The sequence below is a fragment of the Halonotius pteroides genome, assembly GCF_003605635.1.
Lineage (GTDB): Archaea > Halobacteriota > Halobacteria > Halobacteriales > Haloferacaceae > Halonotius > Halonotius pteroides.
On sequence record NZ_QMDW01000012.1, the window covers coordinates 40,687 to 64,736 of the forward strand.

At 61.4% G+C, this 24,050-nt stretch carries 28 protein-coding genes and 2 tRNA genes; 16 read left to right on the forward strand and 14 right to left on the reverse strand.

Annotation, left to right across the window (positions count from 1 at the left end; all coding sequences use genetic code 11):
* The first annotated feature begins 140 nt into the window (after positions 1–140).
* A complete protein-coding gene (locus DP106_RS09580) occupies positions 141–605 on the forward strand; it encodes a deoxyuridine 5'-triphosphate nucleotidohydrolase (protein WP_120085005.1) in 465 nt (154 codons plus the stop codon).
* A 34-nt stretch (positions 606–639) separates the two neighbouring features.
* On the opposite strand, the gene DP106_RS09585 is transcribed toward DP106_RS09580, so the two are convergent.
* The 4 genes from DP106_RS09585 to DP106_RS15855 form a co-directional block, all read right to left on the reverse strand.
* Positions 640–1,206, reverse strand: coding sequence for a hypothetical protein (locus DP106_RS09585; RefSeq protein WP_120084950.1), 567 nt, complete (start codon positions 1,204–1,206; stop codon positions 640–642).
* Between the two features lie 247 nt (positions 1,207–1,453).
* Positions 1,454–1,527: transfer RNA gene (locus DP106_RS09590), tRNA-Lys, on the reverse strand.
* A 77-nt stretch (positions 1,528–1,604) separates the two neighbouring features.
* Positions 1,605–2,264 carry a DUF7119 family protein gene (locus DP106_RS09595; RefSeq protein WP_120084951.1) on the reverse strand — a complete coding sequence of 220 codons (660 nt, stop codon included), beginning with the start codon at positions 2,262–2,264 and terminating at the stop codon, positions 1,605–1,607.
* A 97-nt stretch (positions 2,265–2,361) separates the two neighbouring features.
* Positions 2,362–2,532 carry a hypothetical protein gene (locus tag DP106_RS15855; RefSeq protein WP_165857864.1) on the reverse strand — a complete coding sequence of 57 codons (171 nt, stop codon included), beginning with the start codon at positions 2,530–2,532 and terminating at the stop codon, positions 2,362–2,364.
* 293 nt (positions 2,533–2,825) lie between these two features.
* Here DP106_RS15855 and DP106_RS09600 point away from each other — a divergent pair, with 293 nt between their 5' ends.
* The 3 genes from DP106_RS09600 to DP106_RS09610 all read left to right on the forward strand — a co-directional run bounded on the left by DP106_RS09600 (position 2,826) and on the right by DP106_RS09610 (position 5,392).
* On the forward strand, positions 2,826–3,158 hold the full coding sequence (locus DP106_RS09600; RefSeq protein ID WP_120084952.1) for a hypothetical protein: 333 nt from the start codon (positions 2,826–2,828) through the stop codon (positions 3,156–3,158).
* 76 nt (positions 3,159–3,234) lie between these two features.
* Complete coding sequence (locus DP106_RS09605; protein ID WP_120084953.1) at positions 3,235–5,007, forward strand: nitrite/sulfite reductase; 1,773 nt, start codon at positions 3,235–3,237, stop codon at positions 5,005–5,007.
* Positions 5,008–5,098: 91 nt separating this feature from the next.
* Positions 5,099–5,392 (forward strand): DUF6360 family protein, encoded by a 294-nt coding sequence (locus tag DP106_RS09610; protein WP_120084954.1) that lies wholly within the window; start codon positions 5,099–5,101, stop codon positions 5,390–5,392.
* A gap of 27 nt (positions 5,393–5,419) precedes the next feature.
* Here the strand turns inward: DP106_RS09610 and DP106_RS09615 are convergent, their stop codons facing one another.
* Positions 5,420–6,817 (reverse strand): FAD-dependent oxidoreductase, encoded by a 1,398-nt coding sequence (locus DP106_RS09615; RefSeq protein ID WP_120084956.1) that lies wholly within the window; start codon positions 6,815–6,817, stop codon positions 5,420–5,422.
* 141 nt (positions 6,818–6,958) lie between these two features.
* On the reverse strand, positions 6,959–8,467 hold the full coding sequence (locus tag DP106_RS09620) for a phytoene desaturase family protein (RefSeq protein WP_120084957.1): 1,509 nt from the start codon (positions 8,465–8,467) through the stop codon (positions 6,959–6,961).
* 100 nt (positions 8,468–8,567) lie between these two features.
* On the opposite strand from DP106_RS09620, the gene DP106_RS09625 reads away from it, so the two are divergent.
* Complete coding sequence (locus tag DP106_RS09625; RefSeq protein WP_120084959.1) at positions 8,568–9,632, forward strand: Brp/Blh family beta-carotene 15,15'-dioxygenase; 1,065 nt, start codon at positions 8,568–8,570, stop codon at positions 9,630–9,632.
* Positions 9,633–9,658: 26 nt separating this feature from the next.
* Here DP106_RS09625 and DP106_RS09630 read toward each other — a convergent pair whose 3' ends face one another.
* On the reverse strand, positions 9,659–9,862 hold the full coding sequence (locus DP106_RS09630; protein WP_120084960.1) for a PLDc N-terminal domain-containing protein: 204 nt from the start codon (positions 9,860–9,862) through the stop codon (positions 9,659–9,661).
* A 373-nt stretch (positions 9,863–10,235) separates the two neighbouring features.
* On the opposite strand from DP106_RS09630, the gene DP106_RS09635 reads away from it, so the two are divergent.
* Positions 10,236–10,946: a ferredoxin--NADP reductase gene (locus DP106_RS09635; RefSeq protein ID WP_120084962.1), complete on the forward strand. Its 711-nt coding sequence runs from the start codon at positions 10,236–10,238 to the stop codon at positions 10,944–10,946.
* A 107-nt stretch (positions 10,947–11,053) separates the two neighbouring features.
* Here the strand turns inward: DP106_RS09635 and DP106_RS09640 are convergent, their stop codons facing one another.
* Positions 11,054–12,121: a hypothetical protein gene (locus tag DP106_RS09640; RefSeq protein WP_120084963.1), complete on the reverse strand. Its 1,068-nt coding sequence runs from the start codon at positions 12,119–12,121 to the stop codon at positions 11,054–11,056.
* A 150-nt stretch (positions 12,122–12,271) separates the two neighbouring features.
* Entirely contained in the window at positions 12,272–12,670 is a 399-nt protein-coding gene (tnpA, locus tag DP106_RS09645; RefSeq protein ID WP_120085006.1) for an IS200/IS605 family transposase, read from the reverse strand.
* 59 nt (positions 12,671–12,729) lie between these two features.
* Between tnpA and DP106_RS09650 the strand changes: the two genes are divergently transcribed.
* From DP106_RS09650 to DP106_RS09660, 3 genes are all read left to right on the forward strand, one after another.
* A complete protein-coding gene (locus DP106_RS09650) occupies positions 12,730–12,864 on the forward strand; it encodes a ribbon-helix-helix domain-containing protein (RefSeq protein ID WP_119821545.1) in 135 nt (44 codons plus the stop codon).
* Positions 12,861–14,165 (forward strand): RNA-guided endonuclease TnpB family protein, encoded by a 1,305-nt coding sequence (locus tag DP106_RS09655; protein WP_120084964.1) that lies wholly within the window; start codon positions 12,861–12,863, stop codon positions 14,163–14,165. The genes DP106_RS09650 and DP106_RS09655 overlap by 4 nt, the downstream gene beginning before the upstream one ends.
* 287 nt (positions 14,166–14,452) lie before the next feature.
* Positions 14,453–14,728: a hypothetical protein gene (locus DP106_RS09660; RefSeq protein WP_120084965.1), complete on the forward strand. Its 276-nt coding sequence runs from the start codon at positions 14,453–14,455 to the stop codon at positions 14,726–14,728.
* Positions 14,729–14,737: 9 nt separating this feature from the next.
* Here the strand turns inward: DP106_RS09660 and DP106_RS09665 are convergent, their stop codons facing one another.
* Positions 14,738–15,715 carry a replication factor C small subunit gene (locus DP106_RS09665; protein WP_120085008.1) on the reverse strand — a complete coding sequence of 326 codons (978 nt, stop codon included), beginning with the start codon at positions 15,713–15,715 and terminating at the stop codon, positions 14,738–14,740.
* 102 nt (positions 15,716–15,817) lie between these two features.
* Between DP106_RS09665 and samp2 the strand changes: the two genes are divergently transcribed.
* From samp2 to DP106_RS09680, 3 genes are all read left to right on the forward strand, one after another.
* Positions 15,818–16,018 (forward strand): ubiquitin-like small modifier protein SAMP2, encoded by a 201-nt coding sequence (samp2, locus tag DP106_RS09670; RefSeq protein WP_120084966.1) that lies wholly within the window; start codon positions 15,818–15,820, stop codon positions 16,016–16,018.
* Positions 16,019–16,087: 69 nt separating this feature from the next.
* Positions 16,088–16,576, forward strand: a complete 489-nt coding sequence (locus DP106_RS09675; RefSeq protein ID WP_120084968.1) for a peroxiredoxin family protein — start codon at positions 16,088–16,090, stop codon at positions 16,574–16,576.
* Positions 16,577–17,041, forward strand: coding sequence for a GNAT family N-acetyltransferase (locus DP106_RS09680; protein ID WP_120084969.1), 465 nt, complete (start codon positions 16,577–16,579; stop codon positions 17,039–17,041).
* Here DP106_RS09680 and DP106_RS09685 read toward each other — a convergent pair.
* On the reverse strand, positions 17,038–18,108 hold the full coding sequence (locus DP106_RS09685) for a DNA-methyltransferase (protein ID WP_120084970.1): 1,071 nt from the start codon (positions 18,106–18,108) through the stop codon (positions 17,038–17,040). The two genes, DP106_RS09680 and DP106_RS09685, sit on opposite strands and share 4 nt — an antisense overlap.
* Positions 18,109–18,259: 151 nt before the next feature.
* Between DP106_RS09685 and DP106_RS09690 the strand changes: the two genes are divergently transcribed.
* Positions 18,260–19,030 carry a 23S rRNA (uridine(2552)-2'-O)-methyltransferase gene (locus DP106_RS09690; protein ID WP_120084971.1) on the forward strand — a complete coding sequence of 257 codons (771 nt, stop codon included), beginning with the start codon at positions 18,260–18,262 and terminating at the stop codon, positions 19,028–19,030.
* A 112-nt stretch (positions 19,031–19,142) separates the two neighbouring features.
* Positions 19,143–19,217: transfer RNA gene (locus DP106_RS09695), tRNA-Glu, on the forward strand.
* 63 nt (positions 19,218–19,280) lie between these two features.
* On the opposite strand, the gene DP106_RS09700 is transcribed toward DP106_RS09695, so the two are convergent.
* From DP106_RS09700 to DP106_RS09710, 3 genes are all read right to left on the reverse strand, one after another.
* Complete coding sequence (locus tag DP106_RS09700; RefSeq protein WP_120084972.1) at positions 19,281–19,901, reverse strand: metal-dependent hydrolase; 621 nt, start codon at positions 19,899–19,901, stop codon at positions 19,281–19,283.
* Positions 19,902–19,958: 57 nt separating this feature from the next.
* Complete coding sequence (gene ygfZ, locus DP106_RS09705; protein ID WP_120084973.1) at positions 19,959–21,086, reverse strand: CAF17-like 4Fe-4S cluster assembly/insertion protein YgfZ; 1,128 nt, start codon at positions 21,084–21,086, stop codon at positions 19,959–19,961.
* Positions 21,087–21,159: 73 nt separating this feature from the next.
* Positions 21,160–21,462 (reverse strand): DUF6432 family protein, encoded by a 303-nt coding sequence (locus DP106_RS09710; RefSeq protein WP_120084975.1) that lies wholly within the window; start codon positions 21,460–21,462, stop codon positions 21,160–21,162.
* 168 nt (positions 21,463–21,630) lie between these two features.
* Between DP106_RS09710 and DP106_RS09715 the strand changes: the two genes are divergently transcribed.
* Together DP106_RS09715 and DP106_RS09720 are read left to right on the forward strand one after the other, a co-directional pair.
* Positions 21,631–22,704, forward strand: coding sequence for a DUF7093 family protein (locus DP106_RS09715; protein ID WP_120084976.1), 1,074 nt, complete (start codon positions 21,631–21,633; stop codon positions 22,702–22,704).
* 120 nt (positions 22,705–22,824) lie between these two features.
* Positions 22,825–24,048: a DUF5305 family protein gene (locus tag DP106_RS09720; protein WP_165857865.1), complete on the forward strand. Its 1,224-nt coding sequence runs from the start codon at positions 22,825–22,827 to the stop codon at positions 24,046–24,048.
* Positions 24,049–24,050 lie beyond the last annotated feature (2 nt).

Sequence of the window (24,050 nt, forward strand, 5' to 3'; positions counted from 1 at the left end):
CGCGTATACCGTGAGAAACCGAATCAGCGCCGGTAGTGGGCCGCTACGGTGGGTTCGACCCACAAAGCCACCGGGGTACTGTGCGATCACAGCCCATCGGCTCCGGTACTGTTTTTGATGTCGCCGGCGACCGCTCAGCCATGTTTGAATCCGGCGCGTTCGTCGGCGAGTATCTCAATCCGATCACCGGCAGCCAGAGACAACCCAACGGCGTCGACCTCACCGCCGCCGCGATCTACGAGCAGACAACCGCCGGCCGGATCGGCCGAGGGGGAAAGACGATCGGTGATCGCCAGGAGGTTGACGCCGACGACGGCGTTTTTCGGCTCGATCCGGGGGCATACATCCTCCAGTACGCCGAAACTGTCCAGATCCCAGCGGGCCATGTCGGCTTCATCTATCCACGGTCGTCGCTGATGCGGAACTCCTGTATGCTACACACGGCGGTTTGGGACGCCGGCTACGAGGGTAAAGGCGAGGGGCTGTTGGAGGTCCACCACGGCATCGAGATCGAAAATGGTGCACGCGTCGGCCAACTTGTCTTCGCCGAGGCTGACCACGAGACAACCTACGACGGCGACTATCAGGGTGAGCGAACGGGATAAAACGCCAGCACCGAGGCAAACAACTGACGGCTGGTCAGTCGTCCATATCGATCGCCGTCAGGTCGGTGTCGCCGATGGGTGGTGCTTTTCTGAGTTCTGGGCCGATCATCGACATCTGGTAGATGGCGTCGGGATCGAAATGCTTGTGAGTGAATTTAAACACCGTGTGTTCGAGCGCGCCGTCAAGCGTCGGGAGCGTGTGGATGAGTTGATGACGGGTACCGTTGTTGCGGTCAAGAACGTAGACCTCAATATCGTCAGTCGGCACGAACACATCATCGGGCTTGAGCACGACCTCGTACGGTCGATTTGTGTGGCTGAAAACGAGGGTATCCGCCAGCGGATCGTTACCGAACTGGACGATCTCAGGGGCCGCAGCCCACCCAGGATCTAACACGCGGTCGATCTCGCGGTAGTCGACGATGTTGCGGATCGTCGTCCGCTCGCGGATCTCCTGGAGATCCGGCACCGATCGGCTCTGGAAAGAGGTGACGAGATCTTTGACGAGACCCCGGAGGGTATCGTCGCTCGCCGCCGAATCGGTGGCTGTCTCGGTGGCTTCGGAGCGGATAACGTTCGGTGAGTTTTCGTGTCGTTTCATCGGTGAATCGAACCGCTGCCGGTATCTATTCTCTCTTGGTGGTGGACTCTCAAAACTGTTTCTCACAGCGGAGCGGGCGGTCGCGGTCAACCGGCGTGTGGCAACACGTAACACGGCGATACCGGCGGTTAATGATGGCGTTACAGGAACGCGGATTGGGGGGTTGAACCACGGTCACAGCAGGCTACTCACTGTTTTAACACTCTCGACAACCACGTTGCTCCTCACGGAGATGTTCGGAGCGAAGCGGGCTGGAAGGGACTTGAACCCTCAACCGTCTGGTTAAAAGCCAGACGCTCTGCCAAATTGAGCTACCAGCCCTCACTGTTGTTTGTCGACAGGCGGTGATAAGGGTTTTTACATCGGTGCGAAACGAGCGTCGACGGCGACGCTGTCGGCTACTCGTCACCGAAGTAAGCGGCCAGCGCGTCGGCGACGATAGCTCCGGGCGGCTGGTTGTCCATCGAGGCGCGGTGCCGCAGCTCGATGTACTCCTCGGCTGGCAGCGTCACCGTCATCTCGCCGGGGGTGATATCGTGGTCGCGGAGCGCGGTCTCGGTGTCAGCACCGTCGTTGATCGCGCTGGCGATCGAGCGGATATCTCGTACCGTCAACGCAGCATCGAGACTCGCCCACGCCAGCAGATAGCGATCCGCCGCCGGCACACGGGCGATATGTTTCGCCGCTGTCGGCGCGATATGACCGCGAGCCACGTGGCGGCGGATCGACTGTGGGAGGTCGTGAACGCGGGCCCATTTGCGGATAAACGAGACGGTCACCCCGTCACCGGCGGTTTCGGCGGCCGCCTTGTAGGAGCCCCGCCCTCGGACGAGAGCCGCACAGGCCGCCGCGCCGCGGAGCATCAGCACGTGGTCGTTGCCACCGACCGCGCCGGTCGCAAAATCGTGGACGACCTCGGCGGCCTCCGCGACGCTGTCGGGGTCGTCGGGATCAAAGTCGACCGCGTCGGTGGCGCGCTCGCCGGTGATCTCCGGGTCGGCGCGGACGACGGGGGTGCCAACCGGTCTCTCGCGGTCTGAGCCGTACTCCGTGGTCATTTATCGATCGAAGGGCTGCCCGGGACAAAAGTGCCGCGCACGGTCGGAGCCGCCACGACAAGCCGAGGGCAAAGTCGGCGTTCCATCCATACAGGTGTTAGTCCTGTTGAGCGGACGTGTTCTCTGCCTCGGGTGTGGCCTCGTCTGGTGTTTCATCGTCGGCAGCCGCCTCTTCGGCCTCCCGGCGCTCCGAAAGGTGTTCCCAGATCTCAGTACAGCCAGCCCCGTCGGAAAGCTCCGCAAGGTGGTCGGATTCCTCAGTTTGCATCGTGGGCCTCCGCTATCTCGACTCGTCGCCGAGGGGAAACTACTGATACGTCGTGTTTGGTCGTCGTTTCAATCATCATGTTACTGCAACAGTCCCTTTGGCTTAACAAGCGTCTAACCCGTAACACTGACCCGCGCTCAGTGATACCGGATCGTGTTGCAGCTATACCGGACGCCGACATTATTCCAAAACCGCACGACAACGGTATATTGTGGCACCGAAACGGTGTCACCGGTGCGGTCAGCGATTGCAGCAGGCGACTCCTACAGGTAGCCGGCAGCACAATACGGGATGTGAGCGTTGCCTTACGTATCCTTGATGATGGCGCGTGGCTCTCGGTAAACGACCAGCGACGCGTCAGCGTCAGTGAACTCTGGCGGCTCCATGCCCCCGGATTTTGCGACTGTCCGCTCGTCGATTTCATCGCCGAGGGGTTCACCGAGGTCTCCGCTGACGGCCGCGACGTGGCGGTGACGACCTACGGCGAGTGTATCGCCTGCGGCGAGAGCGGCGTCCCCGGGAAACTCCCGGTTGGCTACATTCACGAAGGGGAATACCGCAACTACGACCGCGAACACGTGGTGTTGGAACCGATCACGAACCGGCCGGGAGGAAACCAGCAATAGTATCCGGTTTAGTGAACCACCGGGGATGGTTGACGCGGAGACTGGTTGTTTACGGGATGGACTACTTACAAGAGATATGCCAACTGACGTTGAGCGATGGAAGTCGGAGGTCTACGGCAATGAGATCCGAGAGCATCTCATGGAGTTCGCCGAGCAAGGCTGGGACTCAATCCCGGAAGACGAACACGACGCCTGGTTTGAGCGGTTCAAATGGTGGGGGCTGTACCACCAGCGCAACGGCCAAGAGAGCTACTTTATGATGCGGATCGGGACGCCAAACGGCGTGCTGAAACCCGGTCAAACCGAGGTTGTCGCCGAGATCGCCGACGAGTACGCCCGCGGTCCAGAAACGAACCCCGAGTTCGGCGACGGCTACGTCGATTGGACGACCCGCCAATCGATCCAGCTGCACTGGATCAAACTAGAGGATATCCCCGAGATCTTCGAGAAACTTGAAGCCAACGGGCTGTCGACCCAGCAGGCCTGTGGTGACTCCTGGCGGAACATCACCGGCAACCCGATGGCCGGCAAGGCCCCCGAGTTTGTCGACGCCTGGCCCGTGATCAAGGAGCTCAATGAGACGTTCAAGGGTGACGACGACCACGCCAACCTGCCCCGCAAATGGAAGGTTTCGGTCACCGGCTCGCCCGACGGCTCCGGTCAAGGCGACATCAACGACCTCGCGCTTGAACCCGCATTCAAACAGATCGACGGCGAGGAAGTCCGTGGGTTCAACGTTCGGGTCGGCGGCGGTCTCTCGCGGAACGAGCCCCGCCTCGCACGAGGTATCGACGTGTTTGTTCGCCCCGAAAACGCAGCCGCGGTGGCCGGCGGCATGTCCGCGCTGTTCCGTGAACACGGCGACCGCGAGGATCGCTACAACGCTCGGATCAAGTTCCTCGTCGACGAGTGGGGCACCGAAAAGATGCGCCGCGTCCTGCAGGAGGACTTCGTGGAGTTTGAGCTTGAAACCGCTGGCGAGGATATCCGCGAGCAGTACACCTACAACGCCGGCGGCGAGGAACACGGCGATCTGATCGGCGTCCACGAACAGCGCGACGGAAAGTACTACGTCGGGCTCAACGTGCTTGTCGGCCGGATGGGTGCCGACGACACGCTCGAACTCGCCGATCTCGCCGGCGAGTACGGCTCCGGCGAGATTCGCATCAGCCAGCGACAGAATGTGATGATCACTGACGTCCCCGAAGCGGATCTTGACGCCCTGCTCGACGAGCCGCTGCTTGAGAACTACTCACCGGATCCCCACCCGTTCATGCGTGGCTCGGTCGCCTGTACCGGCACCGAGTTCTGTTCGCTCTCGATCGTCGAGACAAAAAACCGGCAGGTGCGCTACGCCCGCTGGCTCAAAGAGAACGTCGAGCTCCCTGACGGCGTCAACGACTTTCATATCCATCTGTCGGGCTGTACGGCCTCCTGTGCCCAGCCGCAGATCGCCGACATCTCGCTGCGCGGGATGAAGACCCGCAAGGACGGCGAGCCCGTCGAGGCCCTCGATATCGGCCTCGGCGGCGGCCTCGGCGAGAACCCACAGTTCGCCCAGTGGGTCGGCCAGCGCGTCCCGGCCGACGAGGTGCCTGGTGCGATCGAGAACCTCCTCGCTACCTTCGAGGCCAACCGTGAGGGCGGCGAGACGTTCCGTGAGTTTATTGCCCGCCACGACGAGGCGGAACTGGAAGAATTCATCGAGCCCGAGGAGACGGACTACGAGGATCCCTACATGCACAACACGAAGATGACGTGGTACCCATACGCCGACGACGACGACATGGATGCCTCCCCGGCACCGACCGACGGCGAGGGCAACTCCATCGCGCCGGCCGACGACTAACCCGCCTACGGCGTCGCTCACCACGCTGTTTTACTCGTTTTCAACTGCTTCGAAACAAAGCCTCAAGAACCAGCCGTGCCTACCGGCGACCATGTCAGATCGACTCCTTTCGGTCAACGCCTACACGACACTTGATCTGCTCGACGGGGAAGCCGAGGCCCACGAGTTCACCGAATCGGCCTACGCCGTTGTCAACGCCACCGCGCCGCGGAAGAATCCCGACCACGTCAAGCTAGAACTGGAACTCGACAACGCCGAACTGGAACACCTCCCGGCGCATGCCGATCGCGTCCGGCTGACACCTGAGCAGGCGCGAACCATCGCCGCCGACCTCGAGAAATACGCCAACAAGGTTGAGGCCAACCTCGACGATAGCGACGACTAACGTCGCTGGAAAAAACGGGAGTGGCGATCAGTCGTCGGCTGCTGCGGAATCGACGGCGTCGACCTCAATTGTGTTCTCGTCGGGTTCCGCTCGCGGGAAGTGGCCGATGGTCGCCTCGCGGAAGGCCGCCTCGTCGAACTCGTAGTCACCCTCAAGGGAGTCAATCAGGGTATGGGTGTCTCGCATCGCGTTTTTCAAACAGGTCGATGCGCCGGGTGAGGGCGTGATGTTGAAGATGATGTCGTCGCCGACGATCTTCGCCTCGCCCATATCCAGCGATTTGTTGGCGGTGTCGACGATCTGTGGGCGAATCCCACCATACCCCTTCGCCCGTTCGATATCCTCCAACTCGACGGTCGGGACGACCTTCTGGACGTGTGGGAGGAACTGCTTGCGGCCGATGACAGGGAGATCGTAGAGTAGGTTTTCGAGAACAAACGGCAAGAGAATCCGGTCGGCCATGATGTTGGCGTAGCTGAGGAACGCTGCCGGCGTGAAACCGAACACGTCGAAAAAGTCCGGTACCGACGACAGCCGGCCGCGTTCGAGCCCGGGGACGACCTTCGCCGTTGGGCCAAACCGGGTGATAGAGTCGTCGTGTACCTCCGCGTCGCCGTGAACGGCGGCAAACGGGAGTTTCTTCATCTGCAGGGTGTAGACCTTGCCGTTCAAAAGCTGGTCGTCGGCGATAAAGAAGCTTCCCGCGACCGGGAGCAGCGACATATCCTCGCCGTAACCGAGCTCCTTGGCGATCTGGAGGCTGTGGGAGCCGGCGGCAACGACCGTCGCGTCGGCGTCGAAGCGCCCCGAATCGGTGGCGATGGTATGGCCATCCAGCGTCGGCGTGATGTCGGTGACCTCTGTGTCGGTATACACGTCGACACCCGCCTCCTCGCGGGCCGCCTCGACAAACGATTTCGTCGTTTCGCCGTAATCAACGACGTAGCCGTCGGGCGTCTGAAGCGCGAGCAGGTCTGTGTCGGGATCGCGGCCCTCGACGACCTTCGGCTCGATGTCGGCGATCGCCTCGCGTTCGATGGGCCGGAGTTTCGGAAAGAGGTCGCCGAAGCCCTCCTCGTGGTAGCGGGATTCCAGCTTGGGGACTTCCTCGTCGCCGACCGCCAACACCATCTTGCTGCGTTTCGAGTGCATCTCGCGGTCAGGGTCGTGGTGTTCAAGATAGCCCGCGAGTAGCTCCGCGCCCTCCTTGACCTCCTCGGCTTTTTCGAGCGTGTAGTTGGTCTCGATGTCGCCGAAATGCAGGGTTTGTGAGTTGTTGGTGTGGTCGGAGTTGATCGCGCCGAGCTGCGGCTCCTTTTCGATCAGTGCAATCGAGTCGATATCGGTGAACATCGCGGTCGTGTACAGCAGCGACGCGCCGCTGATACCGCCGCCGACGATCACAAGGTCGTATTTACCGGACATGAGTGGATCTACCGCCGCTACGTCGGCTGTTGTGCTCCGCACTGATAACTCATATTTTTTATTCTCGATGGTTCGACAACTGACGAATTCTGCATCGACGGTCAAGCGGTTGCGTTCGCCGCCGCGTCCGCCAGCGTGAGATCAGTCGGCAGCCGGCGCGTCGGTAGTGAGTGCCGGGTGATCATCTAACACGACGGTAGCGGCATGTTCGCCGCTGAGCAGACACATCGGCATCCCGATCCCTGGTGCGGTGAACCCGCCGGTGTAGTACAGTCCGTCGACGCCGGTTCGGTGGCCCGGCCGGAACGGCCCGGTTTGCCACAGCGTATGCGCCAAGCCGAGGGCTGTTCCCTGTGGATCACCAAACCGGTCGGCGTAATCGCTGACACAGGCGGTCTCCTCGACGACGATGCGGTCGCGGAGGTCGACGCCCGTGTTGGCGGCCAGGTCGGCAAGGATCTGGTCGCGGAACTGCGCCCGTCGCTCCGGGGTGTCATCTAATCCGGGTGCCAGCGGCACCAAGATGACGACCGCGTGGTTGCCGTCGGGAGCAACCGTGTCATCGGTCAGTGAGGGCACAGAGAGGTAGTACGCCGGCTCGTCGGGCCACGCTGGGTCGTCGAAGATGTGCTCAAAGTGGGCGTCCCAGTCGGTCGGCAACACGAGCGTATGGTGGGCCAGCGGCTCGATGTCGCCCTCGACGCCGAGATACAGCATAAACGCTGCGGGGCCGTAGGTTCGGTCGTCCCAGTACCCAGGGCCGTGGTCGCGGGCGGCCGGCGGGAGCAACTCGCGTTCGGTGTAGGCTGGGTTGGCGTTGCTGACGACGACCTCGCTGTGGTCAGTGCCGCGGTCGGTCTCAACGTTGAGGCCATCGCTGGTTGGACTGAGCTGTTCGACAGTCACCCCGGTCTCGATATCGACACCCTGCTGGCGGGCCAGCGTCGCCAGCGCGTCAACGACGCCGGCAATCCCGCCGTCAGGATAGAACACGTTGCAGTTGAAATCGACATGCGCCATGATGCTGTAGAGCGCGGGCGTGTTGTGCGGCGCGCCACCGAGAAACACAAGCGTGTACTGCAGAAGCTGTTGGAGCTTTGGATGGTCGAAATAGCGGGCGACGTAGTCGTCCATCGTGCCGAACAGCCGAAGTCGGGGGAGCATCGGGATCAACGCCGGATCGAGATAATCCCGGAGTCGTTCGCGGCCGGCATACAGCACCCGTTCCATCGCCAGCTCGTAGTTTGTCGCGGCGGTATCGAGATACCGATCCAAGGCCGCCCCCGCGCCATCCTCGTAGGACTCGAAGATATCGTGAATATTTGCGCGGTTCGGCGCAACGTCGACGCTGTCGCCGTCCTTCCAGTGGACGCGATACTGTGGGTCGAGTCGTTCGAGCCCGTAGTAGTCGCTCGGTTGCCGGTCGAACTGGTCGAAGAATCGCTCGAAGACGTCGGGCATAAGATACCACGACGGCCCGGTGTCGAAGCGGAACCCGTCGCGTTCGAGCACGCCCGCGTGGCCGCCGAGATGATCGTGTTGCTCGTACAGTTGTACGTCGACCCCAGCGTCGGCGAGGAAGGCTGCCGTCGCGAGGCCGCCGAACCCGCCACCGACAACGGTCGCCTGCTGTGGCTGGCTGCTGCCCATATCGGCTCATGGGGCGGCCCCCGTATCGGCTCGCCGGGCGTTCCCAGCTCGCAGGATTACGCGACCCCATTTATATGTGAACACTCCTCACAAACGTGGCATGAGCGCGCTCAGTGCGCGGGCGATCAGCCGACTGTCTCACCGAACGGACAATCACCCGTCGCTGCTGCTCTCACGGGCCGCGTTGCTGGTAGTTGCCGTGACGTTCGCGACGCTGGCCGCAGCCGGGCTGTCGGTGCCGATGGAAGCCCAGATGATTAGCTATCTCGTGGGGATGATCGCACTCAACCTCCCCCACGGCGGCTACGAACACGTCGCCAACCTCCGGCGACGACGCCCGGAGTTTCGGTGGCGGTATGTCGGGGTGTATCTCGCGGCTGTCGGTGGCTTTCTCGGCCTGCTGTTGGTCGCGCCGGTTGCCGGCTTGACCCTTGCGGTCACCGTAGCGATGGCGAAAGGCGGCCTCGGCGGCGTGAGGGTGCTCGATGTGACCAGTGGCACCGACCACCTGCGGACGCGAGCCCAGCGGTTGCTGGCGGCCGGCGTCCGCGGCGGGAGCGTGATGCTCGTCCCTATCGTCTTCTGGCCCGAGACGTTTCATTCGTTTAGCGCGCTCATGGTCGGCCTCGTCGAGCCGGGCGGGCTCGCCCCGTATGCGGCGTATTTTCACGTGACACGGCCGGTGATCGCCGGCGGCTACGGGCTGGCACTGGTCGCTCACATCGGGCTTGGCTACCTGCGGGGTGGCGGTCGCTCGTGGCTCGTTGATGCCGGCGAAAGCCTGCTGTTGACGGCGTATTTCGCGGTCGTCCCGGTCGTTGTCGCCGTCGGGCTCTACTTCCCGCTGTGGTACTCCGCTCGGCAGGTTGCCCGCGCCCAAAGCGTCGACACCGCCGGGGTCGGCAACGACCGGTGGGATCTTCTCGGCGGCGACGACCCGACGACGACGGCGATCCGCGCCTGGGGGCTGTTGGTCGCTGGCGCGATGGCAACGGTCGCCGTGTTGGCGGTTGTCTACTGGGCCGTGCCGAACCCGTTTGCCGACAGCACGTTGCTGGCCGGCGCGGTCGCGTTTTGGAGTATCTTTATTAGTATCATCGCGCTGCCACACGTTGTCGTCGGCTCGCTGTGGGATCGCGAGCGCGGGATCTGGTATGTGCCCTGAGCGGTGACGGTTGCCGCCGCGACCGCTCAGCGTTGATCGCGGCCGAACAACAGATACAGCACCACCCCAAGTAACGGCGCGAACAACACCACGAGCGTCCACAGAACCGCCGGGTGGCTGCTGTTGTCGGTGGCGTCATTGTACGTCCAGATCACAAGGACGATCTGTCCGACAAAGGTGAGCAACGAGAGCACAAATCCGACGAGTGCGAGTTCGAACTGAAGCAGCATGGTAACGTGTGGAAGCCACAGAGACGGTATATTGCTAATCCGCTCAGCATCTTTTTTCGCTTTGCTCAGCCCCCACCGCAGGGAAGTTCGGACAATCGATGCTGCGTTTTAATGGTACCGAGCAGCCGCGCTGTTTATGCGTGTGCATCTCTATCATAGATATATCAGATCACAGGCACTCCAGCAGTGTACGATTTCAGCAGCAGCAGTTCCATCGAACCGTTCCACTTGGCCCACATCGGGCCGCCTCCGCAGGGCAGGCACAACGTTTGACGGGGCTACCAGTTGCGAAACACACCGTGTCCCGACACGATCCGTTTAGCGTAGTGGTGAAGACCACACCTGTCGGCACCACACAGCGTTCAATCTCATCATGCCACACGAAGCAACAATCGTTGACACGTATCAGATCACACCTCGCGTGAAAGGATTCCGTCTGCGGGTTCCCGACCACGAGTTCGAATACAGTCCGGGACAGCACACGACAATCCGGTTTGAGTCGGGTGACGAACGGATCGTCCGACCGTACACCCCGACAAACCTTCCGGGCAGCGAGGAGCTAGCACTGACGATCAAGCGTTACGACGACGGGCTGGCGTCCTCGTATATGCACCAGAAGCGACCGGGCGATACGGTTGAAATCGGCCCGATAGAGGGCGCGTTGTCGCTGGGCGAGCCGAGCCGCGATGTCGCTTTCATCGCGTCCGGCACAGGCCTCACGCCGATGATGGCGATGCTCCGGCAGTATCTACGCGAGGGCACAGGCCACGCCCATATCATCCTCGGCGAGAAGCGAGAAGAGACGATCATCCACCGGGAGACGCTCAACGAACTGGCGGCGAACAATCCCAACCTTGCACTGACATTCGTCCTTTCGGATCCCAACTGGGAATGGACCGGACGGATCGGATACGCACAGGATCACCTCGAAGCCCTGTTCGACGAGTTCACCGAGCGAGACTTCTACGTGTGTGGGGTTCCCCCAATGGTCGTCCAGACAAAGGAACGACTGGCCGAACTCGGCGGGCCCGACGAGCGCGTGCACAGCGAAGGGTGGGAGGATAGCGTCGTCGCAGACGACTGACGAGGCGATACTGCACTCGCCGCCGCGAGAACCGTTTGCGACCGCCGCGCGAAGCTCGACCGCCCCGGAGCAACCCTTGGGATGGCGGCGTAAAACAGGGCTTCTGATTACTGTTCGGGAAGGCGACCGGAGAGCCGTGGACAACCGTAGCGATCCATCGCGCCGTCGGCCACGGCTGCACACAGCAGATCGAGGTCGCTACTCGCGTAGGCTTTCAGGCAAGATGCGAGTCGTGCCGGGTCGACCGGCCCGTCCTCGGCACCGAGATACCACTCAACGAGCGTCGCGTAATCACGGTCAGTCATCCGGGGGTCGGACACATCTGAGAGAGCCGTGGCGTCGATCTCCCAGTCCTCTCGCCAGACAACCGGGTCAGCCCCGATGTCGTGGTCGCTGAGCATCACTTGGTTGGCCGCTGTGTCAGAGTGGTCACCCACATCAGCGAGTGTGTCGGCCCCTGTCCTGGTAGCGACACTCTCCGGGATTGCATGGAAACAGTCGTCCAACACCCGCTCAGCACCGGTTGGCACGACATCACCGCCTGATGCCCGCGAGAGACGGTGAAAGAGCATGTCGAGAGGGGCGTGGTCGTTCCCGCGGGTGACAAGCGTTGCCCCCTTCGCTTCGGACAGATCTTCGACAACGTGCTCAAGCAGGAGCTGTTCGTCTCGCGTCGCCGGTTCCTCGCGATGGTACACCGTTGCCTCACCGGGGCGGTCACAGTATGCAAAACAGACGGCACCGATCTCGAACGTCCCCGGGTCGTCGACGCGAATGCTTTCTGTCCGGTTCGACGGCCGGGGCTGAACTGTGACGGCGATCAGTTCGTCGCTCGCACCCAACTGGATCAGCCACGGGTCGTCGAGTTCGGCCGGTGGTGGAGGTGTCTGCCGCTCCGGTGTCTCGATACGCTCGACGCTCCTATCTCCGGACGGAAACAGCAGTTGCGCGTCGAGGGAGTCCGGCCGGACGATCCCGTCGAACCGGTACCACCCACCCGTTTCCAACGACAGGTCGGTGGCCGGTGGCTCCTGAACTGCTACCCGCAGTTCGGTTCCTTCGATATCACTACAGTGTATTGTCGATGTTCCTTCTGTTCGGCCACCCGCGACGTGATCGACCTGCAGTGAAACCGCTGAACTGCGTCCTGCCGGAAGCTCTCTTGAGACCCGCATCTGTTCTATTTTATATGGTCTGGACGCATAAAACGATGCGCCGCCTCCGTCTATGAACTAACACGGTGTCGGGTTTTAGCGGTCGGTCTACAGAGATAGCAGGCAGAGTGCCTCGGGGCTTGACCCCGAGGGTGAATGCCGTAAGCTCCATTAGACGTGTTCCGTTCGCTCAATGTACTGCTCAATCGTCTGGCTAGATACCTCACCAGCCGTTCCAATGTAGTACGACTCTTCCCAGAAACCACCACCCCAAAAGTAGTTTTCCAAGAGGTGTTCGTGTTGCTGCCACATTTCTCTGGCTGTGATACTTTTGATTTTCCGTGCAATCTCGCTTGGGGAATGTTTCGGATGTGCTGAAATAAATAGGTGAACGTGGTCTGGTGAGATATGCAATGAGAGTATTTCATAATTGTACTCGCCGCAAACATCTCTGAACGATGCTTCTAACGACTGTTCTATCTCATCAAGCACTGAGTGACGATACTTCGGACACCACACGAAGTGGTAGTTGATGTTGTACACCGTGTGATTTGACCGTGTTTCGCCCATATCGGCTAGAGTCATGCTAAAAACTTAAGTATAAGCGTATCTAAGTATATACCGTAGAGATGACCAAACGCCTCACTGTAGACTTCGAGGACGATTTGTACAAGGAGTTCTCGAAGAAATGCATCGACGCTGAACGTCCGAAATCAGAAGTCGTGCGTGAACTTGTCCAAGACTGGGTAAACGACCAAGAATGACACAGGCACAGGCTCTCACCAAGACGCTCGTGTTTCCGCTGGATGTGCAGAGTGGTAACGAGAGCCTGCTTCACGACGCTCGCTTGGAGTGTCGCCGTGTGTTCAACGAGGTGCTACGTCTCAACTACGATGGATGGGACTGGGACAGGATTGAAGACGTTGTTGAGCAGAATGCCGAACTCGTGCAGAACACCGCACAACGCATCATCGACAAAGCCTTCGACGCACTCGACAACTACTACGACAACGACGACTGGGGACGCCCGTGGTACAAACACGAAACGTTCCCCTTGCGGATGAACTACGGCGAAGGCTACAACCTCTTTCTCGAAGACGAAACGGTACGGTTCCGCATTTCAGCGAAACCGTACAACCACGTCAAAGGTGAGCTTCGTGGCACTCCAGACCAGTTCGACCTGCTCACGCAGGCGATGAAAGACGATGACTGGCACGTTGGCACTGCCGAAGCTCTCGTCCGACACGGACGCGAGGAATTGCACGTCACCGTCACGAACGAAACCGCAGAAGTCAGTGCAAAGACAACGGCAGAAACCGTTGTCGGTGTCGATATTAACGAAGATTGTATTGCACTGGCGGCACTGACCGAGAGCGGTATCGAAGATTCGGTTGTCATCGACTATCCAGAAATTAAGGAGGAACGACACCACTACTTCACGATGCGGAAACGGATGCAAGAGGCTGGACAGACTGCATTCAACGACGTGTTCCGCGACAAAGAACAACGGTTCGTTCACGACCAGCTACATACTGTGTCACGGCGCGTGGTCGAGTGGATTCAGCGGTTCGACAGTCCTGTGATTGTCTTTGAAGACCTCAAGGACATGAGAGACGACATCGAGTACGGGACACGCATGAACCGCCGTCTGCACTCACTCCCCTTCGCCAAACTCCGCGACTTTATTACCTACAAAGCCGCGTGGTGCGGTATTCCGTCAGATGACGTTGACCCGGAGTACACCAGCCAGCAATGCCCGCTGTGTGGACACACAGAACGGGCGAACCGGGATAAAAAGCGATTCAAATGTCGTGAGTGCGAACACCAAGACCACGCCGACCGTGGTGCTGGTGTGAGTGTCGCGCAGAAGTGGCTACGAAAGCAAGACAATCGAAATGTGCCTGCTCTCAACACACTCCCGCAGGTGCGGAAGTGGGAGTTGCGACGGCAGGCATCGGGGCCTGTGGACGGCCCGACCGTGACCCACCACACCGCTCAAGGCCACCAGACCGATGATGTGTCGGGTGTGTCCGACCAATCCACGGGAAGAAGCTCCGGGGCTTGACCCCGGAGCAGTTCACTCAGCATGGCCCCGGAGATATATCACCTACTGAGAATTCAAACAGAGCCGAAAAGTTTGTATATTTTCCGGACGGTGCCGGTAAGTCGGTGGCCTCGGCACTCATAGGGCTCGTCACGGACAGGAGCCACCCCGCCTCGGAGCGGTGGTGTCGTCATCGGCCAGTCAAAACGACGCGCGACGGCGAAAAGACAGTTGCGCTCGGTATGTAGCCAGCGGCCACGTTGGAGCCGACCCAATGTTCATTGCTGGCAATCACCTACCCATGTTGCATGCGATCGAGCAAGAACAAATCGAAGATGGGTGCCTCGGCTGGTGCCTCAATCGGTGCATCACTCGGCGGAAAAGTTGGCCCGTTCGGGGCGGGTATCGGCGGCGGGTTAGGCGGTGCGGCCGGCTACATCGCCGGCTCGCTGGTTCCCGACTGCGGCGGAAGGAAACTCCTGTCCGACGGTGGCCAGCCGGTCGACAACGATCACGCTCAACACGACAGTGACAGTACGGACGAACGCGACGACGGCGTGGTGATTCCTGTTACTGAGGCCTGACGCTCCGGCTCAACTGTCGTCTAACGCCAGCGACGCCAGCAGTGCCTCAAGCTGCACCTGTTCGTTCGCGCCCTCGGTAATCCGGTAGTCAGCCTCACCGATCCGCTCCAGCAACCGGACGGCCGCCCGCTCGTCGATGCCGAGATCCCACACCGATCGATGTAGTTGGTCGATGATGTCGCCGCCGGCCATCCCGGTGTCGGTCAGCAGCGTGTCGAGTGTCGCCCGCGATTTGGCGAAATCACCGTTGATCGCATCAGTGATCATCGCCTCGATCTCCTCAGGCCGAGCCGTTGAGGTGATGAGATAAACCGCTTCCTCGTCGACAATCTCACCCGTCGTGGCGGCGGCCTGGAGGCTGTTGATCGCCCGCCGCATGTCGCCGCCCGCAGCGTAGACCAGGGCCTCCCGGCCGTCGTCAGTGAGTTCGATATCTTCGATGGCGGCGATCTCGTCGACTTGGGCGGCGATTGCCTCGTCCGACAGCGGCGAAAACCGGAAGACGGCACACCGCGATTGGATCGGGTCGATGATCTTCGAGGAGTAGTTACAGGAGAGAATGAACCGAGTGTTGTCAGAGAACTGCTCCATCGTCCGGCGTAGTGCTGACTGCGCCGCATCTGTGAGCGAGTCTGCCTCATCAAGAAAGATAATCCGGTAGTCGTAGCCGCCGAAGGAGGCCCGCGCGAAGTTCTTGATCCGGTCGCGCACCACGTCGATCCCGCGCTGGTCAGAGGCGTTGAGTTCGAGAAAATTGCCCTGCCAGTCGTCGCCGTAGACCTGCCGGGCGATGGCGGTTGCGGCGGTCGTTTTGCCGATGCCCGCACCACCCGAAAAGAGGAGATGCGGGAGATCGTGTTGGTCGATGTAGCTCTGGAGGCGTTCGACGATGTCGGCTTGGCCCTTGATGTCGTCGAGGGTCTGTGGCCGATACTTTTCGATCCAGATCTCTCGGCCGGTGGCCCCCGTGGCGTCGGCGTCGCTCATACTGTAGTTGGCGGCCGGGAGGCAGATAAACACCCCGAGACCGACTCGGTACACGACACGAGGAGTCGACAACTTTTCGCAGTCGCCGGCGATAGCTGTGGTATGGACGTGACCGTCGAGGTCGTCGGTGAGACCACCCATCAGGTGAGCATTGACAACGGGGCAACCTACGCTGACCTGCTGGCAGCGATCAACTACAGCCCACAGGAGGTGTCGGTGCTTGTCGGCGGCAGCCCAGTCCCCGAAGACCAGTCCGTTGGGGCCGAAACGGTACGGGTCGTCAGGCTGATCAAAGGCGGGTAACAGACCGATCTAGCCCGGCTGACGCGTCGGGACGGGAGTATTTTTACTCTGGCGTTCGCTACGGCCGGTATGTACTCGACGCCGACAGACCTCTCTATCGAACTCCCAAACGGGGGGCCGGGGCCCGATCCGCTCCGCGTCGATCAGGTCGATGCCGATTTTGTCGTTCTCCTGTTTCACCGCGATTTTCACTGTAGCAACTGCCAAACACAGGCCAGCGAGGTCGCCGCTCGCTACAACGAGTTCCGCCAACACGATGCAGCCATCGTCTCGATCCTGCCGGAGTCAAAAGAGCGAGCCGCCGAGTGGGCCGACAGCTACGACCTCCCGTTTCCGGTCGTGGCCGATCCCGATAGCAGAACCGCCGACCGGTTCGGCCAACCCGTCCGCTTTGGCGTCCTTGGCAGGCTCCACGATCTGATCGGCCGGATGCCGCTGGTGGTGATCATCGACCGCCGCGGCGAGGAGCCACGGCTGGTGTACTCCTATGTCGGTGACGCACCCGGGGATCGCCCGACGGTCGACAGCCTTCTCTTAGAGCTTGAGCGCAATGTGTAGATGAGCGACCAGGTGTCGATCCGGCGTGGCGATCCGACAGACCGACTCGCCGTTGTCCGGCTGTTCGACGCCGCGATGCTCGATACTGAGTTCGACCGCCTCAGTCGACAACTCACCGGAACAGACGGAGCGGTTCTCATCGCCACCCGCGGGGAGACACCAGTCGGGGCGATCGCCCTCGATTACTCGCCGGCAAGCGACGAGAAGCGAGTCGCTGTCGACGACGATACGGATCCGGTGGGGATCACAGCGATCGCCGTCCAGCGGCGACGACGCGACCGCGGGATCGGTCGGACGCTCATCGAAGCGGCTGCCAACCACGTTACACCGCGGCCGCTGACCGCTAGGTTCGACAAGGAGGTACAGCCATTTTACGACGCCTGTGGCTTCGAGATCGGCTCCCGCGACGATCGGTACTGGGGGATTCGTTGGCCGGAGCCGACGGCGTCGACGGAGACAACTTAGTAAGGAGCGTCCGCACCCGCATCGTCGTCATCGAATGGGGTATGTGTTACCCGATACCCCCCATCGGTCGGTTCCACCGATTCGGCCGCGTACAACCGGAGTGATTGCTCTTGGCTGGTGCGAACAGGCACGTCGTAGTGGGTTGCATCGTAGCTGAACGTCTCGCCGGCGTCGCGTTCGGCGGCGACAAACTCCCGGTGGGCGGCGAGTCGATCGCTGATGACCTGCCGGGAGAGAGTGGGTGCGTCGTCGATCCGGGCCTCGAAAACCGAGCCGAACGCCGGATCAAGCTCGTAGCCGACGGAGTTGCGGCCGGCGACGGCCGCTGCCAGCCCGGTTGTGCCGGTGCCAAAAAACGGATCACAGACGGTGTCACCATAGACGCTGTACATATTGATCAGGCGGTAGGGAAGCCCGAACGGGAAGGCCGCGGAACGATCCCGGAGCTCGGCGGCGGCGAGTGACTGCTCTACCCCCCGGAGGTCAGTCCACAGGTCGGAAAACCAGCGGTTGCGCTCCTCCCAGAAGTACGCGGCGTTGTACCGTGGCTCCGCGTTGGGCTGAAACGATCGGCGGTCGCCACCGTTGCGGAACGGCAGCACGTACTCGTGTTCTAACGTGACGTAAGCGTTAGGCGGTACCATCCCGCTGCCCATGAACTTCGCCGCAGAGTTTGTTGGTTTCCGCCAGATAATCTCGGGGAGTGGCTCAAAGCCACGGGCGGTGAGCGCGTCGATGATCCGGGCGTGGTTCTGATACACCCGAAACCCACCGTCCAGCGTTCGGGTCGCGTCCCCGATGTTGATGCAGGCGATGCCGCCGTCGACGAGCACCCGATCAAGGGCGTCCCAGACGGAGTCAAGGATTGCATGCATCCCCTCGAAAGCGGCCTCGCCGTCGCCCGCAGCAAGGTGGTCGCCGACGGCCGGATCAAGATCGGTAAACAGCTCGTCCCACATCTCGATCATGGGGTACGGCGGGGAGGTGACGACGAGTTCAACGCTATTGTCAGCAAGGCCCGCAAGCCCGCGGGCGTCGTCGATGACAACCCGATGTGTGGTGTCCATCCGTCGACTACCCAGATGGGTGTCACGGGCATAAAATATCGCCACCCACAGTGCGGCACGTCTTTGCGTCTGCGTATCGTGGCTCGGATATGGACACACTCGCCAATCCGGTCACGTACGCGCGTGAGAAGCCGACTCCGAGGTGGAACCTGTGAGCCGCAAAGACGAATACTACAACCGCGCCAAACAGGAGGGCTACCGCACGCGAGCGGCCTACAAGCTCAAACAGCTTGATCGGGGGGCAGATCTCCTGAGCCACGGCGATACCGTCGTCGATCTTGGGGCCGCCCCTGGAGGTTGGCTCCAAGTTGCCGCCGAGGAGGTCGGCGAAACCGGCACCGTCGTCGGCGTCGACTTCCAGCGCATCAGGGAGCTTGACCACAGCGCAATCGAGACGATCAAGGGAGATATGACCGAGGAGCGAACAAAAGACAGTCTCAGCGAGACGATCGGCGAGGGCGGCGCGGATCTCGTCATCTCGGATATGGCACCGAATATGACCGGCGAGTACGATCTCGATCACGCCCGCTCAGTGCATCTCGCTCGGCAAGCCTTCGGGGTCGCCGAGGATGTGCTGGCGACCGACGGTGATCTTGTGACGAAGGTGTTCCAAGGCCAAGACCTCGACGCACTCCGCGAGGAGATCGAAGACGGCTTCCAGTACGTCCAGACGATGAACCCTGCGGCCTCCCGGGATAGCTCCTCGGAGGTCTACCTCGTCGGGAAACACCGGCTGACCGCGCCGATCAGCGTCGGCGAGACCCGTGATGTCGAGATCGTCGATGTCGGCGAGGAGGGTGACGGCGTCGCAGATATAGACGGCTTTACCGTCTTCGTTCCCGACACAACGACCGGCGACACCGTTGAGGTGGAGATCACGGATATAAAACCAAGCTTTGCGTTCGCCGAACGCGTCGACTAATCACCCGACAGTCGCCGGAGTGTTGACACCAACTGTGGGTGTGGAATCGGTACACATCCCGGCCGTGATTGATGAGATTTATGTATGGCCACGTCATCTATCAATTTGCTGCGCTCGATTGGTGTAGTCCGGCCAATCATCTTGGCCTTTCGAGCCGAGGACATGGGTTCAAATCCCATATCGAGCATCCTGCTTTCTGACATCCGTCGGATAGCTCAACAGCGTGTTACTACAACCGATGGTAGTGTTGTCAGTCCCCATCAGACCCCCATAGCCGTATCATGACGACGCCGAACCCGGCGAGTGTCAACAACAGCCGCTCGCCGGACTGTACCAGATGGAAGATCCGCTCGACATTTTTTGGCTCCGTGCCACGGCTCGGATCAACGCCGGTGTAGTAGTGGGTGTTGGCAGTTGTTCCGTGGAACATGTCCGTGTCAACGATCGTCTGCAACAGACCGCGCTGTGTGGAGTACAGAAGGTGACCTGACAGGTCGTAGAACCGATCCTGCAGCGGCCAGAAGAGATTCACACCGTTGACAGCGCCGTCATAGAGGCTGTGGGCGACAACCATCCCACTAAGGCTTACCCACGCGACCCGAACGCCGGGGTCGCCGTATCGGCGGCGCAACGCCGACTCCGAGCGGCGGGCGGTATCCCACCAGAGCACGGCCGCGAGTACTGCCGGAAAAACGAGGGTATGAAGATACGCTCTGTGAGCCCCGGGCAGCCAGATACCAAGCAGCGTGTCAAGATCCGGAACCGCAGCGACGGCCATCACCGTCAGGATCGCCCGGCGGTCAAAACCCGTCCCAAGGAGGGCCGTTCCGAGAAGGCCCGCGACCGCGATATGGACGAGCGTCGATGGCATAGCCACCGATAGGGAGCAGGCCGATAAGCCGGTTTCGGCGACCGACAACCGGGGAGATTAGTATGTCGGACAGCGCAGCGAGGTCGCACTACCGCCAACAACCGGTAACGCGGCGCGATCGGCGTCGACCGCAACGCCGGACGCGTCCTCGTGGGGGTCGTCGCCATCGGCACCTTCCGTGGCTGTCGAGTACACGGTGAAGGAGCCGTCGATAGCATCGCTAGCACAGAACGCGAGCGCGATCGGGGTATCCAGCGAGGGGCTGTCGATCGCCCGGGTCACCTCGCCGACGGCGTCGCCGTCGGTGTAGAGTTCGTCGCCGGGCGCACATGGGTCGTCGAGACTGAGTCCGATCAGGCGTCTGCTTGGTCGACCGCGGTTTTCGACCTTCGAGACGACCTCTTGGCCGATAAAACAACCTTTCTCGAAGTCGACGCCGTGGCGCGCACCGACCGTATTCGGCAGCACACCATCGAGCTCCGCTTCGAACCGCGGCGTGCCGGCCTCAACGGTCAGAGTCTCCCATGTCTGCTCACCGAATGGCGCGGCGTTCAGTCCGTGGTTGAGAAGCGTATCGAAGACACCAGGGGCGTCGTCGGCTCCACAGATGATCGTGTAGCCGTCCTCGCCGGTCGGATTGTCGCTGGCGGCGACCGTGACGCCGGCATCGCCCATCGAGCCGCGGTCGAAGTGGAGTTCCGGCTCCGGCGCGCCCGCGTGGTTGAGCACCGACGCGACCTTTTCGGTTGCCGAGGGGCCGTGAATGCCGAACACACCGAACTCGGTCGATACGTCATCGATGGCGACATCCTGAACGAAGATCTTCTCCGACCAGTCGGCGACCAAGGCGTCGACCTGTGTGGGCGGTGTAAACAACAGTAGTTGCTCGTCGGCGTTGTAGATGTAGCAGTCGGTCTCGATTTTGCCCTGTGGATCAAGCACGAAGGCATAACAGCCCCGACCGTCTGTTGGGGGAACGCGGTTGGTAACAACGTTGTCGACGTACTCGATCCGGTCGTCGCCGGTGACCGAAACGATGCCGTACCCCAACTCGATAACGCCGACCCCGTTGCGAACCGCCCGATGGGCGACGCGGGGGCGGCCGTAGTGGGCGACGAGTTGCCGACCGCCGCGGTCGAGGTATGTCGCCCCGAGGTCGTCGTGGTGGGCTCCCGACAGTGTCATACAGAGGCGAAGACGCCGGGGGAGTAAAACAACGGCGAACAGATCGACGCACAGACGATGAAACCGCGACAGCTTACAGCCCAAACCGATCGCGGAGCACATCGAGCAGCGAGGGGTCGTCAGGGTCGACATCGGCGGTAGGGTCGGGAACCACCTTGTCGGCTGGGTGGATCCGAATGGTGCCATTCTCGTCGTTGACAACAATCAGCCCGTCGTCTTTGAGTGCGGCCAGCGCCGACTCAATGCGGTCGATATCGGTGTCAACGGCCGCCCGGAGTTCGAGAACGGTCATTCCCTCGTCGGCGCGGTCGACGAGCGCGTCGAGGATCCCGACCTCAGCGGCCGGACGATCCCGGTAGGCGGGCTTGGCTCCCATCAGTAGTCTCTACTGTCGGAATCGGTTTACATCTACCGCCGGAAGGATCAACACTGCGCATGAAACAGAGAAAATCGCCGACAGCGACCGACCCACGCAGGCGACAGCGTCAGACAAGCGGCAGACAGAGGGAGTAGCTTTTAGTTGAGTAGTTCGGTATGAACGGTAATGGGACTCCGGTGTCTGCTCGGCCACGATTTCGATGAGCCCGAGTTACGACGTGAGCGTGAGGAAGACGGCGAGGAAGTCGTCATCACGGTCAGCGAGGAAAAGACCTGTAGTCGGTGTGGGTACACAAAGACGGTCAGCGAGAACAAGGAGGTTACCTCGATCGAACAGCTCGCCCAAACCGCCGGCGACAGCGAGCCGTCGACCACCGGAACCACCGCAACGGCCGAACATACCGGCACAACAGCAGCGACCGGCGAGACAGCCACGGCCGGCGGTGACGCCGCATCGACGACAACCGATGACGACACACCGGCACCACCTACCGCTGATACGGGGGTGACCGCAGCCGCCGCCGAGACAACCACGCCGGAGCCGACACCGAGTGCCGATTCGTCGGCTGAGAGCACACACACTGCGGCCGCCGCCGACACCACAGCAGGCGACGGCGCGGAGCTATTGGATACCGACAACGAGTCTGAACACCCCCCAACAGAGTCGGAGCCGACGACTGGAGACGCAACCGAAGACACGGAGTCAACCACGCCACCAACAACGGCCGACGAGAGCGACGATGCCGACGACCAAGACGTGCAGGCGGCCGACGACGACGGGATCATTCTCTCAACATCCAACGACGAGTCAAGCGAGGCGGCCACCGGGGAGACGACCGACCGCGAGCCCGGCGAGTGGCCCGACCACGACACCGATTCGTCGTCAACAACCGGTGAGTGGCCCGAACAGTCCGGCGACGACGAGGGATACGACGCCGAAACGCCGCCTGACCAACAGCCCGACGACGTTACGTTCGGCGGTGGGTTTACCCCCGAGGTCGAACCTAAATCGGTCGACGACGAGCCGACCGACACCGAGGATGTGATCGAGGAGCCAGTCGACGAGGAGTTCACAAAGGCCGGCGAGGCATCGCTGTATGAGCCGACTGTCGATGATATCAACACCGAGTTCTACTGCCCGGAGTGTGGCTTCAGCCGCCACGCCGGTGCGTCGTCGATGCGGGCCGGCGACATCTGTCCGGAGTGTCGACGAGGGTACATCGCCGAGCGTGAACTGTAGCCCGCGGTTGTGATCGGAAACGGAAGCACGCACACCTGTCGTTCTGTGTAGCACCCACACCCTCGTCATGTTTCACCGCGCTGTGTCCCGCCGACCGGCCGCACACTCGCCACACAGCAAGTGTCAACGCCACGTCGCGTCGAGACGATCAGGAGGGTGGTGATGCTCCCGCGACTCAAACTCCAGGTGGCGGCCAACAGCAAGCCACTCACGGTCGGCTTTGTCGTTCTTGGGATCGTGTTGCTCCTAGGATCAGGCTACGTTCTCCTGACACCACCGGTCGAGGAGCCGGCCCCCCAGCCCGATCCACAGCCCGACCCCCAGCCTGAAACCGAGAGCTTCGAGACGTTCGGTCTCGATGTTGAGCTGATCGACAGCGCGGTTGTACAGACCGGTTCTCGGGAGTTATCGCCGACGATTTCCGGGCCGAGTTGGCAGGCCTACGAGGAGGATGAGGTGCTCACCCGCGCGCCGGCCTACTTTTATGAGTATACACCTGAACTGACGTTCAATGTCACCGCCAACACTACCCGAGACGTAGCTGTCGAGCTGACAACAAGGCTCGTTCGCGAGGAAACGATCACGACCGATCGTGGTGATGAGGAGAACGAAACGATCGATACGAACAGTCGGTTACTCATGTATCGGCAGGATACCGTCACCGATGGGCAGGTGACAAACCGTCGGACGTTCGATGTCCGTGACGATCTTGAGGGCCCCGCCGAGGCGGTCGCTGCCGAATACCCGGAGTCGATAACCGCACTCAACACCTCACTGCGACTCACTGTCGACTACCGCACCGAGCCGATCAACGGGACGGTCTACAGCGGGACGGTCAACGTAACCCCATCGCTTGAGTCCAACGACGACGCCTACTGGCTCACCGGCGACCAGCAGGTCACTCTCTCGAAAACGCAGACCCGAATCATCGAACCGGCAGCAACCAATACAAGCGGGGCTACCGGGCCAACCGGCCCGAGTGAACCTGTGCGGGGAGAACCGAACATGCAGCTTGTCGCGCTGCTGGCGATCCTTGGCGTGGTCGCGGTTGCCAGCGGCGGTGCGGTCGGCGCAAACGCTCCCCGGCTCGATCAGGAAGCACTTCGCAGGGAGATCGCCCACAACCAGTACAGCGAGTGGATCTCGGAGGGAGAGCTTCTGTTGGATTCCGACAACGAGTTCGTCTATGTCACCTCGATCGAGGATCTGGTTAACGTCGGTATCGATGCGAACAAGCGCGTGATCTACGATCCGGATCTCTCGGTGTACACCGTCTCCGACGGCGGTGTAACCTACTACTACACAACTGAGCCTGCCGATCTCCAACGGTGGGCCCACCTGTGAGC